Here is a 16,500-nt window from a genome sequence, read left to right on the forward strand (position 1 = left end):
ATAACTTCACTCATAAAAAAAGCTCACCATTGGTGAGCTTTTTAATTATAATTTTATTGAAAACTATGCTAACATTGTAACTGGGTTTTCAATATACGTTTTTAATGTTTGTAAAAACTGAGCACCAACAGCACCGTCAACCGTTCTATGGTCACATGCTAAGGTTAATTTCATTGTATTACCTACAACGATTTCTCCGTTCTTAACTACTGGTTTTTGTACAATTGCACCTACTGATAAAATAGCAGAGTTAGGTTGGTTAATAATTGAAGTAAAACTTTCAATACCGAACATTCCTAAGTTAGAAACGGTAAAAGTACTTCCTTGCATTTCTGCAGGAGTAATTTTCTTAGTTCTAGCTTTACCAGCTAAATCACGTACAGCAGCACCAATTTGTGTTAAACTTAAAGCATCAGTATGCTTAATTACTGGTACAACTAAACCTTCATCTACAGCAACAGCAACACCTACGTTAATATGACTATGGAATAAAGTATCATTATCTGTCCAGCTAGTATTTACTTGTGGATGTTTTTTCAATGCCATTGCACATGCCTTTACTACCATATCGTTAAAAGATATTTTAGTATCAGGAATTGCATTAATGGTTTTACGAGAAGCCATTGCATTGTCCATATCTACTTCAATATTTAAGTAGAAGTGAGGAGCAGAGAATTTAGAGTTACTTAATGCCTTAGCAATCGCTTTACGCATTTGAGAATTCTTAACTTCTGAAGTATTTTCTTCTCCAGCAATTGCAAAATTAGTTACAGCTGATGGAGTAGAAGCAGTACTTGTAGCTATAGGAGCTTCAACTTTAGATGCTGGCGTGTAATTTTCTACATCTTTTTTAACGATACGACCGTTTTCTCCAGAACCTTTGACATCTGCTAAATTGATTCCTTTGTCTTTTGCTATTTTCTTAGCTAAAGGAGATGCAAAAATTCTTCCTCCACTAGTATTTGATACAGTTGCTACTGGAGCAGCTGTAGTTTCTGTTTTGTTTTCTGCTACTGTTTTAGGAGCTTCTTCTTGTGTTTCAGTAGATGGAGCACTTGTTAAAGTACCTGCTTTATGTGCTTCTACTAATGAAGAAACATCAGTTCCAGCTTCACCAATAATAGCTAATAAACTATCTACAGGAGCACTTTCACCTTCTTGAACTCCGATATGTAATAAAGTTCCTTCGTTGAAAGATTCGAACTCCATGGTAGCTTTGTCAGTTTCGATTTCAGCTAAAATATCACCTTCTTCAACTTTATCTCCAACACTTTTTAACCAAGAAGCAACAGTACCTTCAGTCATAGTGTCACTTAAACGAGGCATCGTAACAACTTTTACTCCTTCTGGAATAGTAGTGTTTGAGCTTGCTGCTTTAGGCTCTTCAGTTTTAGGAGCTTCTTCTGTTTTAGTTTCTGCAGGAGCCGAAGCATTTCCATCTAATAAACCAGAAATATCTTCGCCTTCTTCACCAATAATAGCTAATAGGCTATCAACAGGAGCAGTTTCACCTTCTTGAACTCCGATATGCAATAAGGTACCTTCGTGAAAAGATTCAAATTCCATCGTAGCTTTATCAGTTTCGATTTCAGCTAAAATATCACCTTCTTCAACTTTATCACCTACTTTTTTCAACCAAGAAGCTACCACTCCTTCTTCCATCGTATCGCTTAAGCGAGGCATGTTTATAATTGTAGCCATAGTTTACTTAGATTTTATGAATGGATAATCTTCTTGTTCGTACACCATATCGTATAATTGATTTAATTCTGGATATGGAGATTCTTCAGCGAATTTTTCACATTCCTTTACTAAATCTTTTACTTCTTTATCAATCGCTTTGATTTCATCTTCAGTCGCATAATTGTTTTCTTTGATGATATCTAAAACTTGAGTGATAGGATCTATTTTTTTGTACTCTTCAACTTCTTCTTTAGTACGGTAATGTTGCGCATCAGACATAGAGTGACCTCGATAACGATACGTTTTCATTTCTAAGAAAGTTGGTCCATCACCACGACGAGCTCTTTGAATAGCTTCGTCAACTGCTTCAGCAACTTTAATAGGATTCATTCCGTCAACAGGTCCACAAGGCATTTCGTATCCTAAACCTAATTTCCAAATATCTGTGTGGTTTGCAGTTCTTTCAACTGAAGTACCCATAGCATATCCGTTGTTTTCAACAATAAATATTACAGGTAATTTCCAGTTCATTGCCATGTTAAAAGTTTCATGTAAAGAACCTTGACGTGCAGCTCCATCACCAAAATAACATAAAGTAACAGCATCGCTACCTTTGTACTTGTCTCCAAAAGCAATACCAGCACCTAAAGGAATTTGTCCACCTACAATTCCGTGACCACCATAAAAACGGTATTCTTTAGAGAAAATATGCATTGAACCACCCATACCATGTGAAGTACCAGTTGCTTTACCATATAATTCTGCCATAACACGTTTTGGGTCTTCACCCATACCAATTGGTTGTACGTGGTTACGGTATGCAGTAATCATTTTATCCTTAGTCAAATCCATTGCATGTAATGAACCTGCTAAAACAGCCTCTTGACCGTTATATAAGTGTAAAAAACCTCTTACTTTTTGTTGAATGTAAACAGCTGCTAGTTTATCTTCAAACTTTCTCCAAAATAGCATATCTCTATACCAGTTGATATAGGTTTCTTTGGTGATTTTCTTCATTATATATTAGTTGTTTATTTTAAAGTTTGTTTATTAAAAAACGTAGCTACAAAAGTAAGTAGTTTTTAGTAATTTAAAAAAGGGTTATTCATAAAAGTTGTAAGAATTAATAAAGACTTAAATGAGTTGCGATTTTACTCTCCTTCTTCCTCTCTGATAACCATAGCGATTACTTTTGCTCCTTTAGCTAATTGCCATAAATCAGATACGACAACTTCATTGAAATCATCATAAACGGTAAAAGCACCTGTATTAGGCCTTAAGCTTCCTTCATCAACTGCTAAAATTTCAATTTTATTAAAACCAACTTTTAGAGGAATTGAGAACTTTTTAGCACTATGTTTTAAGTAGTAATTTTTAATGATTGGTTCTCCATTGTTAAGAATAGTAACTATATCACCATCAATTTGACCAAAATCAACAGCATCAATGTTTATATTTTTAGATTTTGTGCGGAAAGTCCCCATATCTTTATCAATAAGAGGGATTTTTAAATTATACTTTTCAGCTTTCTTTTGAAGAGTTATTTTTCTTTGTAGTTCAGGAGTGATAACACCTTTATTTTCAAATTCTCTTTCAGCTCGTTGTTTTTCAAGTTCTTTTTGTTGTTCTTGATGAGCTGATTTAAAACCACTATCACTATTAAAATCTAAGTTCTTAGGTTTAGTAACTTCTTTTGCAGGAGCAGTAATAATTCCGAAGGAAGTATTTCCTTTTTCTTTACCGCCTATTGTACCATCCATTTGAGCAACAACATTAGATGTTATGCTGAATAAAAAAATGATAGCGAGTGTTGGTATAATTTTCATCATTGCAAAAAAACTAAACAAATATAATGCCGATTTTTAAGAGATTCTTTTAATAAAGAGTTAAAACTAATTATTTTACAGGGAAATCAAAAAAAGTTTTAGGGAAAGGTTCACCTCTAAGAGTAAAATGCCACCATTCTTTACTGTAAGATCTGAATCCATGCTTATTCATAATTTTTTGTAGTAATTGCCTATTCTTTTTTTGTTGATCAGAAAGACTATCATAAGCGATATGAGATGAAATTCCAAAGAAATCATACGGACTTCCCATGTCTAATTCTTCACCAGTTTCTAAATTGATGATGGTAAGGTCAATAGTACTACCTCTTGAATGTCCAGATTTAGAAGAAATATATCCTTTTTTAAACAGATGACGTTTGTTAACTTCAGGATAGTATTGTTGTTTCATTAAAGTATCATTAATGACTCGAGCCCATTTTACAAAATGATTAACAGCTGTTTGTGGGCGATAGGCATCGTAAATTTTTAGTCCTAGTTTTTGTAAAGCTAACTCATCTTGTACTTTTTTCAAAGCTTTAGCAGCAGGAGTAGTTGCTATAAGGATATTTTCTTCATATCCGTTAACAGGAGTTCCCATGAAATTGTTGTTATAGCAATATCTTAATTCACTTTGTATGGTTGGAGAAATATCGTTTATGTATGAAAAACCTTTAGGTAGGTTTTGTGATTGAATTCCTAAAGAAGATAGTAGTAAAAAAGTTAAAATCCATTTCATAGGGTAAAAGTAATGAAATGGATTTTAACAATATTTTTTAATAAAAAGATTAACGTTTATTTATCTAAAAAATCTTGATAAGCATTCTGACTAATAGCTCTACCTAAAGAATCTAAAGGGTGGTAGTTTCCTTCTTTGATTACAGGTTTGTTGCTTACATAATCAAACACAAAGGTTCCGTTTTTAGAAATAGTACCAAAACCTTTGTTAAATACATAATGCGCATATTGATTTTCAGAAGCATTGAAAATATTTTTTCCAAATTGAAATTGTTTTGGATTTCCTCCTAGCATATCTGTTAAAGTATATGCAAGATCGCTTTGAGCACTGAAGTTGTCTATAGTAATTCCTGTTTTGTTAAGGGCTCCTCCTAACCAAACCATAGGAATTTGGAACCTTATGGGAGAATTAAAGTATCCTTTATGTTTAGGAAGTGGATGTCCGTGGTCAGATAAAATAATTACCAAAGTATTGCTCCACCAAGGTTGTTTTTTAGCTTCGTCAATAAACTTTCCTATAGCTTTATCTGTATATGCTTGAGCACTTCTGTATAAGTTTTCTACAGAGTTTTTTCCGAATTTATACTCACCGGGAAATTCATAAGGTTCATGACTAGTAAGGGTTAATGCTATTTCAAAAAAAGGTTCTTTAAGATCAGGGTTAGATAAGTCTTTTATAAATCGATCTAAAAAAATATGATCGTGTGCTCCCCATTTCGAATTCCAATTTTCTTTGTCAAATTCAGTACCATCTATAATTTTATCTATTTGACCATTTCTTAAATAAGTAATCATATTCCCAAAGTTGCTATCGCCACCATAATAAAAGCTAGTGTTGTATCCTAGTTTTTTCATTTCTTTGGTTAGCATTGGTAGTTTTCTAGCTTTATAAGGGATTTTCATAATGCTATTAGTTGGTTGAGGGTAATAACCGCTTAAAATAGCAGGAATCCCTTTGTCTGTTCTATCTCCATTACCATAAAAGTTAGAGAATAAAATACCTTCTTTGGCAAATCTATTTAAGTTACTCGTAACATCAGATTCACCACCTAAAACACCCACCGCTTTAGCAGAAAGGCTTTCCCAAATAATTAAAATTACATTAGGTTTTCGTGTGTTTAAAATAGAATCTGTATTAGCTGTTAAAAGTTGATTTTTAGTTTTGTTTATGGTGTTTTGAGCAATGTCAGCTTTGTAGTGTATGTAAGGATTCTTACTGTCAGTTTTGTGACTAATAGTGTTAGCGAAATTCCAAATGAAGTTAACTGCTGAGTGATTAGCAAACATGTTAGTTGAGAAATATACGTTACTTTGGTTTATTGGAATATTAGCAAAACCACCACGTATAGGAATGATCAAACTGCCAATCAATATAAGAAACACTGGTGCTTCAACAAAATGCCCGTTAACAACTTTGCTAAAAGCTTTGTTTAATGCTTTGTTGAATAAATATATGGTAGCAATAGAAAGTAATAGCCAGGTGATTATTCCGCTTACTAATTGTAATGTGCTTACTGATGCTAACATTGCTTTAGGAGTATTGATGTAATTAAGTACAGTCACATCAATACGAACTCCCCAAAATTTGTACAGGGCAATATCGGTTAGCATAAATAAATTAACAATCAGGATGATAGGAAATGTGTATCCTTTTAATAAGTAACAGATTATTTTTTTAGGAATCCAAATGGAAAAAAGAATAATTAAAAAAGGAATAGCTGCTAAATAAGCGGCAAAAGAAAGGTCTAATTTAATACCGTATACAAATGTTTTTAAAGTAGTAAGAAAGCTTAGCTCGGAAGTTTTTTCATAATAATAAGCTAGAAACAAAAATCGAGCAAATAAGAAGTAAACGACCCATAAAAAATAATAGGTGATACTAAGAAGAAGTCTACTTTTAAATTTATCCATTGTTTAATTTATAAAGGGTTATTCAGTAACTTTTAAACGTGCTTGAGCCGTTACAGAAATGTCAGAATAATCATTGTTTAAGTATTTTAAATATCCAGCAATAGCAATCATAGCTGCATTATCTGTGGTGTATTCGAATTTAGGGATATAGGTTGTCCATCCCCAGTGCTTTTGAGCTGTAGTTAGCCGTTTTCTAATTTCAGAATTAGCAGAAACCCCACCAGCTATTGCTATGTGTTTTATACCTGTTTGTTTTACAGTATTTTTTAGTTTATCCATTAAAATTTCAATAATGGTATATTGAATAGCTGCACAAATATCGTGTAGATTCTCTTTAATGAAATCAGGATTTTCTTTTGTGTTTTTTTGAATGAAGTATAATATTCCTGTTTTCAATCCACTAAAACTAAATTCTAAATCCCCAACTTTTGGTTTGGTAAATTTGAAAGCTTTAGGGTTTCCTAATTGTGCATATTTATCAATTAAAGGACCACCAGGGTAAGGTAAGCCTAATATTTTAGCAGACTTATCAAAAGCTTCACCAACAGCATCATCAATCGTTTCTCCTAAAATTTCCATTTCAAAATGATTGGTGATTTTTACGATTTGAGTGTGGCCACCGCTAATAGTTAAGCAAACAAAAGGAAAAGGAGGAATTTGACTACCTTCTTCTTCAATAAAATGCGCTAAAATATGCGCTTGCATGTGGTTTACATCTATTAAAGGAATGTTTAGCCCTAGGGCTAGAGACTTAGCAAAAGAAGTTCCAACAAGTAATGACCCCATAAGTCCAGGTCCACGAGTAAAAGCGATAGCATTCAAGTCATGTTTTGTAATACCTGCTTGCTCGATAGCTTGTTGAACAACAGGAACGATATTTTGTTGATGTGCTCTTGAAGCTAATTCTGGAACTACACCGCCATATTTAGCATGTACTTCTTGGTTAGCAACAACATTACTTAGCACTTTTCCGTTGCAAATTACTGAGGCACTTGTATCGTCACAAGAGCTTTCAATTCCTAAAATATAAACAGTTTTGTTACTCAAATCATTTCGGATTTAGGTTACAAAAATATTGATATTACGTTAGATTTTCGTTAAAATCAATATTTCTTTAAAATAAGGCAACATTTTTGCAGTTTGCTGATTACTTTTGTTTATTAAGATTGTAAAAAGGGAAATCATTAAAAGAGTAGGTAACATAATAGGTAGAATACTAAAGTACACGCTGCTTTTTTTACTCTTGCTTTTTATTTTGTTATCACTTCCTTTTGTGCAAAGCAGGATAGCTAAGCAAGCTACAAATTGGGTAAACAAAGAATTTAACACCAATATTGTAGTAAAACGAATAGATTTGTCTTGGTTAGGTAAGGTTCAGTTAAAAGAAATTGAAATTAGAGACCATCATAAGGATACCCTCATTTTTGTTGATAAACTAAGTACTTCTCTGTCGAATGTAAAGCGGATATTAGATAATAAAGTAGATTTAGGTGAAGCTTCTTTAACAGGAATTCATTTTTATATGAAAACCTATAAAGGAGAAAAAAATGATAACATGTCTATTTTTGTTGAAAGCTTTGAAGATGGTAAGCCGAGAGATAGTTTAGCAACTCCTTTTATTCTTAAAAGTGAAAAAATCGCTTTGGAAGATTTGACTTTTAAACTGCTGGATGAGAATAAAAGTGAATTACTTCAATTTGCAGCGTATGATGGAGGGGGAGAACTACAAGATTTTTCTATTATAGGACCAGATGTTTCTGCAAAAATTAGAAATCTACATTTTACAGAGAATAGAGGAATAAATATATCTAATCTATCCACGGATTTTACGTACACAAAATCATCAATGGATTTTGCTGAAACAGTGCTTGAAACAGATAATGAAACTAAGTTACAAGCAGGGATAAAATTTACCTATGACAGAAAAGACTTCGTGAACTTTAATGACAAGGTAAAAATTAAAGCGAAGTTTCAAGAAAGTACGATATCGGTTAAAGACTTGAATAAACTCTATAATGAAATTGGAGGGAATGATTTTCTGTATCTGAGTGGAAGTATTAATGGGGTTCTTAATAATTTCAGTGCACATAATGTTCGAATACACTCCAAAGGAGGTATGCGAATTATTGGAGATATGGGGTTTGTTAATGCGTTTAATACAGGTAGAGGTTTCGTTTTTGATGCAGATTTAGAAAACCTTACGGCAAATTATTATCAGTTAAGAAATGTGCTTCCGAATTTACTAGGAAAGACATTGCCAACAGAGTTTCAGCGATTAGGGAATTTTACGATGAATGGTTTGGTAAAAGTAACTCCAGATCAAATGGATGCTACTTTATCGGTAAAATCTGAAATAGGAACTGCTATATCAGATCTTCAATTAACTAATGTTGATAATATAGACGAAGCTGAATACACAGGAGAAGTTGAGTTTAAGAACTTTGATCTAGGAGTTTTTGCAAACGATCCTGTACTAGGAACGGTATCATTAAAAGCTGATGTAAATGGAAGTGGATTTAATGTAGAGAATGTAAATACTATTATCATAGGAAAAGTAACTAGTTTGTATTTTAATAACTATGAATACAAGAATTTATTAGTCAATGGACAGTTTCAAAATAAAAAATTTGATGGATTATTAAATGCCGAAGATGATAACTTTAAATTGAAGTTTGAAGGGCTAGCAGATTTTTCATCGGAAATAAATAAGTTTGATTTTATAGCGAATGTCGATAGGGTTGATTTGAAAAAAACAAATCTGTTTACTAGAGATAGTATTGCTGTGTTAAAAGGAAATATCAATTTGAATATTTCAGGAAACACTTTTGATGATATTGTAGGTAAGGCAACGTTTAAAAACTTGGTGTATACAAACCAAAAACAGAGTTATCCTTTTAAGAGTTTTGAAGTAAATTCATCGGTAAAAGATAGTATTAAAACGATAGAAGTAAATTCTGAAGATATTGTAAAAGGAGAGTTAAGAGGTAAGTTTTCTTTTGAAGAATTATTACCGATAACTCAAAATGCATTGGGTAGTGTGTATACGAACTATCGCCCACACGAAGTAGCTCCAAATCAATTTTTAGATTTTGATTTTACTATTTACAATCAAATTATCGATATCTTTTTACCTAGCATTTCAATAGGTAGCAATACGCGATTAAAAGGACGAATCAATTCTGATAAAAACTCCTTGAAACTTACGTTTGAGTCGCCTGAAATTAATGTTTACAAAAATATAATTGAAGGGGTTGTTTTAAGGTTAGACAATAAAAACCCATTATATAATACCCACCTAACAGCCAGTAAGATTAATACAAAGTATTATAATATTGAAAAACTCAACCTGTTAAACCGTACTCAAAATGATACACTGTTTTTTAAATCGGTTTTTAAAGGAGGTAAAGATTACGCTGAGAGTTTTAATTTAGATTTCTTTTATACAATTAATGAACTTCAAAAATCGGTTGTAGGAATTCAAAAATCAACCTTACACTACAAAGGGTTTGATTGGATTGTGAATCCAAACGATGATAAAAATAACAAAGTGGCTTTTGATTTACGAAAAGACGATTTTAACATTAGTCCATTTGTATTTAAATCAGGAGAACAGCGAATAGGTTTTAAAGGAATTGTAAAGGACAGTACTTATAAAGATTTACATGCCAACTTTGATAAAGTAAAATTAGGTAGTTTTTTACAACCTATAGATAGTTTGAAGTTAGATGGAAAGTTAAACGGAAAACTAGAGTACAAACAAGATCAAGAAACGATAGCACCTAAAGGAAATCTATATATAGAAGACTTTTTTATTAATGATTACTCCCAAGGAAATCTAGCTTTAAATGTTACAGGAAACAACTCGTATGAAAAATATAATGTTGATCTTACTTTAGAAAATGACAATGCTAAAAGTATTTCAGCAACAGGAGGAGTAGATTTTTCAGGAGAAAGACCAACGATAGATTTAGAAATATACTTAAAAGAATACGATATAGCAGCTTTTAGCCCTTTAGGAGAAGATGTTTTGTCTAAGTTAAGAGGAAAGGTAACAGGAGATTTTACAGCAAGGGGTTATTTAGGGAGTCCAGATTTAGAAGGAGAACTTAATTTTGAAAATGCAGGATTGGCGTTTCCTTATTTAAACGTAGATTTTGACTTAAAAGGAAACTCTAATGTTGTGTTAGAAGGACAAGAATTTATTTTTAAAGATATTATTCTTGAAGATACTAAATATCTAACACAAGGAGATTTATCTGGAAGTATAGCACATCAAAATTTTAAAGATTGGTATTTGAATTTTGACATCAATACCAGAAATTTATTAGTGCTAGACACACAAGAAAAAGAAGAATCTCAATATTATGGGACAGGTTTTTTAAATGGGGAAGCTAAAATTAGAGGACTTACAAGTAATTTGGATATTGATGTAAATGGTAGAACTAACAAAGGAACTTTATTTGTAATACCTTTAAGTGATGTTAAAACGATAGATAATTATAAGTTAATTCGATTTAAAACAGGAGAAGAGGGAGAAGGAACTAAAGGTAGAGTAGTTAAAGATATTAAAGGATTAGATTTAAAGTTAAATTTAACTGTAACTAAGGAGGCTGTAGCACAAGTAGTGATAGATAAAGTTTCTGGAAGTGAGCTTAAAGGTAGTGGAGAAGGGAATTTATTTATAGATATAGATACCAGAGGTAAGTTTAATATGTTTGGAGACTTCACTGTAGATAATGGTTTTTATAACTTTAAGTATGCAGGAATTACCAAACCCTTTATAGTACAAAAAGGAGGGACTATTTCATGGAATGGAGACCCTTATGATGCAGAATTAGATATTACTGCAGTATATCGAACTAAGGCGAATCCAGCACAGTTGTTAGATAATATCAATTCCAATCGTAAAATACCTATCGATTTATATACAAAAATAACTGGAGGTTTATTTAGTTCAACACAAGAGTTCGATATTAAAATACCTAATGCGAATTCAACGGTAACTTCAGAGTTAGAGTTTATTCTAAACGAAAATGATTTAAATACCAAAATGCAGCATTTCTCATTCTTACTAGCTTTTGGAACTTTTTACAATGCTGATGCAATTGGTAATAGCGCTAGTTCAGGAATAGCAGGCACAGCATCAGGAATTGCCTCGAGTATATTAACAAATATGCTAAATAGTGATGGAAACAAGTTCCAATTAGGAGTAGGGTATACACAAGGAGATAGAAGTGAGGTGGATAATCTTAATTCAGATGACCAAGTAGATGTTTCCGTTTCAACGCAGTTAAGCGATAGGGTGTTAGTAAATGGTAAGGTTGGGGTGCCAGTAGGAACAAATACACAAACAAGTGTTGTAGGTGAGGTAAAAGTAGAGGTGTTGTTAAATGAAGAAGGAAATTTAAGAGGTACCGTTTTTAACCGTCAAAATGAAGTGCAATATTCTACCGAAGAAGAAGGATATACGCAAGGGGTGGGTATTTCTTATCAAGTTAATTTTAATAACTTGCGCCAGTTAGGAAGAAAACTAGGATTGAACAAAAAAAGAGAAAAGAAAGACACTTTAAAAGACAGTATTCACCCAAAAAAGAAAAAAGGATTGATCAACTTTAAGCCTAAAGAAGAAAAATAACCAAACAATTTTATGAGTAGAACAGTAAAGGATTACATGGTAATCATGTTGAAAGGAATTGCCATGGGAGCTGCTGATGTTGTTCCTGGAGTTTCAGGAGGTACAATTGCATTTATTTCGGGAATTTATGAAGAGTTGTTAGGGTCTATTAGTAATATAAACTTAAAATTATTAAAAACCCTAAAAAGAGAAGGAATAAAAGCAGCATGGAAACAAGCTAATGGTAATTTTTTAGCATCTCTTTTAGTGGGTATTTTTGTCAGTATTGTTTCATTAGCAAAAATAATATCTTGGTTATTAACGAACCATCCAATTTTAGTGTGGTCTTTTTTCTTTGGATTGGTATTAGCTAGTGTTATTTATATTGCAAAACAAGTTACACAATGGAACGTTTTATCCGGGTTTTTACTAGTTATAGGAGCAATTTTGGCTTATTATATCACTACATTAAATCCATTAGTTTCTGAACATTCCTCTATGCCGTTTATGTTCTTAGCAGGAGCAATAGCAATTTGTGCGATGATTTTACCAGGTATTTCAGGATCCTTTATTTTGGTGCTTTTAGGAGCGTATAAACCTGTTTTAGCGGCTGTAAATAATCGAGATTTAACAACGATAGCAGTTGTAGGGGTTGGAGCAATTGTTGGATTATTATCTTTTTCAAGGGTGTTAAAATATTTATTTGCTAATTATAAAAACTACACGTTGGTCGTATTGACAGGCTTTATTATTGGTTCATTAAATAAGATTTGGCCATGGAAAAAAGTGTTGACCTATCGTACCAATTCGCACGGGGAACAAGTTCCGTTTAATGAATTGTCAATTTCACCTTTATCATACGATGGAAACCCTCAGTTAATGTATTCAGTAGTATTAGCATTCATAGGGTTTGGACTAATTTTAATGTTGGAGAAATTAGCAGTAAAAAAGCAATAGAAAATAATTAACTTAGTGTTCTAATCAAACAATATGTATAAAGAGCGCACGCTACCACAAAAAATACACCTTTTTTTAAAAGGCCTAATTATGGGAGGTGCCAATAAAGTGCCAGGGGTTTCTGGTGGTATGGTAGCCTTTGTTATGGGGTTTTATGAAGAGCTTATTTATACATTTCAGAGAATAAATGGTAAAGCTTTTAAACTGCTTTTTAATGGTAGGTTTAAAAGTTTTTCAGATTATACAAACCTACAGTTTTTGGTGTGGGTAATGGCAGGAAGTATGTTTAGTTACTTTAGCGTTTCTTTGGTGTTAGATTATTTTCTGAAGAATTACGAGTTATATGTTTGGTCATGGTTCTTCGGAATGATTATAGGCTCTATTTATTACATTTCAAAAGACTTTGGTGATTGGAAACCTAAAACAGTAATTGGTTTACTCGTTGGTGCTACAGTAGGTGTTTCTATTAGCTTTATGACGCCAGCAACTGAAAATGACAACTTATGGTTTGTGTTTGTATGCGGAATTATTGGTGTTTCAGGAATGACATTACCAGGCTTGTCAGGATCCTTTATTCTGATACTACTAGGGAATTATGTGTTGTTGCTGGTGGATAGTGTAAACGTTTTAGGAAACGTGATTACGAACTTAGTTTCGGGTAATTTTGAAGTGTTACAAGATGAGGTTAAAGTAAGATATCTAAAAATAATAGCAGTTTTTACTGCGGGTTCAGCATTTGGATTGGTTTCCATTTCACATATGTTAGGGTATGTGCTAAAAAGATGGCACCAGATTGTAACAGCAATTATTATCGGATTTATAACAGGGTCTCTAGGGGTTGTTTGGCCTTGGAAAAAAACAATATATAAAACCGAAGGGACTTCTTTTTTATTAGATCAGAACGGAAATAAGATCATCGAAAACTACCAAAGATTTATTCCTAATTTTAACAATCAAGAAACATGGATTTCAATAGGATTCATTATTATTGGAATCTCATTAATCTTAATTATTGATTTTTATGACAGAAAAAGAAAATAAGCATTTGTATGCTTTAGTAGGAAGAAATATTTCCTACTCATTTTCTCGTGGATATTTTACAGAAAAATTTGAAAAATTAGACTTAGAAGATCATAAGTATATCAATTTTGATATTCAATCAATACATGAACTTCCTCAAAAGATAGAAGAAAATAAGAAGAGGTTAAAAGGAATGAATGTTACAATTCCTTATAAGCTAGAAGTCTTTAATTTTTTAGATAGGATTGATAAAAAAGCATTGAAGGTTGGAGCAGTAAACACTATAAAAATCTCCAAAAATGGAAGGTTAAAAGGATTTAATACTGATGTATACGGATTTAAAAAATCACTAAAACCTTTGCTGAAAAAAAATCATAAAAAAGCATTGATTCTAGGAACTGGAGGAGCAGCTAAAGCTGTTGCCTTTGTACTTGAAATGTTAGAAATTAAATACAAACAAGTTTCTAGAGCTCCAGAAGGTAAAAAGCAAATTTCTTATAGTGATATTACTGAAGAAATGATGAACTCATATCATTTAATTGTAAACTGTACACCATTAGGAACACATCCGAATGTAGAAAATTGCCCTGATATTCCTTACGAGTTTATTTCAGATAAGCATTTGCTATACGATTTAATATACAATCCGGCAGAAACTGCCTTTTTGAAGAAAGGAAAAGAAAAAGGAGCAATCATAAAAAACGGATTAGAAATGCTAGAGCTTCAAGCTGAAAAAGCTTGGAAAATATGGAATGAAGACTAATTCTTTAAAACCGTAAATAAAATTTGCTATTATATTAGAATCCGTATCTTTATAATCTAAATCAAAGGAACTTAAACATTGTAGATATGTTAGAAAATAACGAAGAGAAAGTAGAAAACCCAGTAACAGAAGAACAAATCAACGCAAGTAAGGAAACTGAAAACGCAGTTAATGAAGTAGAAAATGAAGTGGCTAATGAATCTGAAAAGGCAGATGAAAAGCACGAAATTCCAATGCTTGATTATGATTCGATGGAATTAGAAAAATTGGTTGATGAACTAAAAAAGTTGTTAAAAGATCATCCTGTTCAACAATTAAAATCAAATGTAGATGCTTTAAAAACAGCATTCAACTCAAAGTTTGGAGCTTTACTTGCTAATAAAAAAGAAGCTTTTTTAGCAGAAGGGGGTAATTCTATTGATTTTCAGTTTTCTAGTCCTGTTAAAACAGAGTACAACAAATTACTTGGTGAATATAAAACCAAAAGAGATGCGTATTATTCTCAATTAGAAAAGCAACTAAAAGAGAATTTAGAAAGAAGAAATAATTTAATTGAAGAGTTAAAGAATTTAATCGAAAACGCTGATCCTAAAACGATGTATAACGATTTTCAAGAAATTCAAAATCGTTGGAAGAGTATTGGTCCAGTTCCTAAAACAAAGTATAATGATACTTGGAGAACCTATCACCATCACGTAGAGCGTTTTTACGATTTATTACACCTAAATAAAGATTTTAGAGAGCTTGACTTTAAACATAATTTAGAAGAAAAGCTACGATTAATTGAAAGAGCAGAGGCTTTAAATGATATTGAGGATGTAAATGTAGCTTTTAAAGAGTTGCAAGAATTACACCGTTTATGGAAGGAAGAAGTAGGACCTGTTGCAAAAGAAAATAGAGAAGAAGTTTGGGGTAAGTTTAGTGAAGCTACCAAGAAAATACACGATAAGCGTCATCAGTATTTTAGAGAGTTGAAATCAAAATATCAAGAAATGATTGATATTAAATTGGCGGTAGCAGCTGAAATTAAAGCTTACGATACTTCTAAAAATAAAACGCATAACGATTGGCAAAAGAGTATAGTAGAAATAGAAAAACTACGTAAGAAATACTTCGATATAGGAAAACTTCCTTATAGTAAAAGTGAAGCTGTTTGGCAAGAGTTTAAAGCTGCAACTAAAAAGTTTAATACTGCGAAAAATGCTTTTTATAAAAATGAAAAAAGTGCGCAGAATGATAACTTAAAAAGAAAAATGGAATTGGTTGAGCTTGCTGAAAGTTTAAAAGATAGTGAAGACTGGAGTGAAACAACCAATACCATGAAGCGTATTCAATCAGACTGGAAAAAGATAGGACACGTGCCTAGAAAATTTTCTGATGATATTTGGAAACGTTTTAAAAATGCTTGTAATCACTATTTTGATAGGTTACACGCTTTAAAAAATGAGCAAAACAAAGAACAATTAGCTACTGTAGAAGCTAAGAAAGATTATATTGAGCAAGTAAAATCTCAAGACATTAAAACAGAAGAAGATGTTGAAAGAGTGTTAGGAGAGTGGAGGGATTTAGGAGCTTTACCTAGAAATGCTCGTCATTTAGACGAGAAATTCAACAAGGCAATGGATGCGCATTTAGAAAAATTGGATCTGAATAGAGTAGATGTTGAAATGATGAAGTTTAAGAATGTAGTAGATTCATATTTATCACAAGAAGATTACAGAAAGCTAGATAGCGAGCAATTCTTTATTCGTAAGAAGATTGATGAAACTGTAAGAGAAATGCAGCAATTAGAGAATAACTTAAGCTTTATTTCTAACGCTACAGAAGATAATCCTTTAGTTCAAAATGTACGTAAAGGAATCCAAGATTTCAAAGACCAATTAGACCTTTGGCAAGAAAAGCTAGATTACTTAAAAAGATTAGATTACTAATCTGATGTAATTTTACAAAAAAAATAAACTCGAATCAAATTGATTCGAGTTTTTTATTTT

11 protein-coding genes are annotated in these 16,500 nt (G+C 32.1%); 5 read left to right on the forward strand and 6 right to left on the reverse strand.

The genetic code is table 11. The features are described 5' to 3' along the window. Positions 1-63: 63 nt before the first annotated feature. The 6 genes from ACKTSU_RS04230 to tsaD all read right to left on the reverse strand — a co-directional run bounded on the left by ACKTSU_RS04230 (position 64) and on the right by tsaD (position 7,202). Positions 64-1,701 carry a pyruvate dehydrogenase complex dihydrolipoamide acetyltransferase gene (locus ACKTSU_RS04230; RefSeq protein WP_408035105.1) on the reverse strand — a complete coding sequence of 546 codons (1,638 nt, stop codon included), beginning with the start codon at positions 1,699-1,701 and terminating at the stop codon, positions 64-66. Between the two features lie 3 nt (positions 1,702-1,704). After that, on the reverse strand, positions 1,705-2,700 hold the full coding sequence (pdhA, locus tag ACKTSU_RS04235) for a pyruvate dehydrogenase (acetyl-transferring) E1 component subunit alpha (RefSeq protein WP_408035106.1): 996 nt from the start codon (positions 2,698-2,700) through the stop codon (positions 1,705-1,707). A gap of 134 nt (positions 2,701-2,834) precedes the next feature. Continuing rightward, positions 2,835-3,512: a hypothetical protein gene (locus tag ACKTSU_RS04240; RefSeq protein ID WP_408035107.1), complete on the reverse strand. Its 678-nt coding sequence runs from the start codon at positions 3,510-3,512 to the stop codon at positions 2,835-2,837. A 67-nt stretch (positions 3,513-3,579) separates the two neighbouring features. Continuing rightward, complete coding sequence (locus ACKTSU_RS04245) at positions 3,580-4,245, reverse strand: M15 family metallopeptidase (RefSeq protein ID WP_408035108.1); 666 nt, start codon at positions 4,243-4,245, stop codon at positions 3,580-3,582. Positions 4,246-4,301: 56 nt separating this feature from the next. Beyond that, positions 4,302-6,155: an LTA synthase family protein gene (locus tag ACKTSU_RS04250; RefSeq protein ID WP_408035109.1), complete on the reverse strand. Its 1,854-nt coding sequence runs from the start codon at positions 6,153-6,155 to the stop codon at positions 4,302-4,304. An 18-nt stretch (positions 6,156-6,173) separates the two neighbouring features. Next, the gene (gene tsaD / locus ACKTSU_RS04255; RefSeq protein WP_408035110.1) at positions 6,174-7,202 is read right to left on the reverse strand and encodes a tRNA (adenosine(37)-N6)-threonylcarbamoyltransferase complex transferase subunit TsaD; all 1,029 of its coding nucleotides are present in this window, start codon (positions 7,200-7,202) and stop codon (positions 6,174-6,176) included. 226 nt (positions 7,203-7,428) lie between these two features. Here tsaD and ACKTSU_RS04260 point away from each other — a divergent pair, with 226 nt between their 5' ends. From ACKTSU_RS04260 to ACKTSU_RS04280, 5 genes are all read left to right on the forward strand, one after another. Continuing rightward, complete coding sequence (locus ACKTSU_RS04260) at positions 7,429-11,790, forward strand: translocation/assembly module TamB domain-containing protein (protein ID WP_408035111.1); 4,362 nt, start codon at positions 7,429-7,431, stop codon at positions 11,788-11,790. A 12-nt stretch (positions 11,791-11,802) separates the two neighbouring features. Continuing rightward, entirely contained in the window at positions 11,803-12,726 is a 924-nt protein-coding gene (locus tag ACKTSU_RS04265) for a DUF368 domain-containing protein (RefSeq protein WP_408035112.1), read from the forward strand. Between the two features lie 33 nt (positions 12,727-12,759). Then, complete coding sequence (locus ACKTSU_RS04270; protein ID WP_408035113.1) at positions 12,760-13,767, forward strand: DUF368 domain-containing protein; 1,008 nt, start codon at positions 12,760-12,762, stop codon at positions 13,765-13,767. After that, positions 13,748-14,509, forward strand: a complete 762-nt coding sequence (locus ACKTSU_RS04275; protein ID WP_408035114.1) for a shikimate dehydrogenase family protein — start codon at positions 13,748-13,750, stop codon at positions 14,507-14,509. The genes ACKTSU_RS04270 and ACKTSU_RS04275 overlap by 20 nt, the downstream gene beginning before the upstream one ends. 86 nt (positions 14,510-14,595) lie before the next feature. Continuing rightward, a complete protein-coding gene (locus ACKTSU_RS04280) occupies positions 14,596-16,440 on the forward strand; it encodes a DUF349 domain-containing protein (RefSeq protein ID WP_408035115.1) in 1,845 nt (614 codons plus the stop codon). Positions 16,441-16,500: the final 60 nt, after the last annotated feature.

It is taken from the genome of Tenacibaculum aestuarii, assembly GCF_964510395.1.
In the GTDB taxonomy this organism is placed as follows: Bacteria; Bacteroidota; Bacteroidia; order Flavobacteriales; family Flavobacteriaceae; genus Polaribacter; species Polaribacter aestuarii.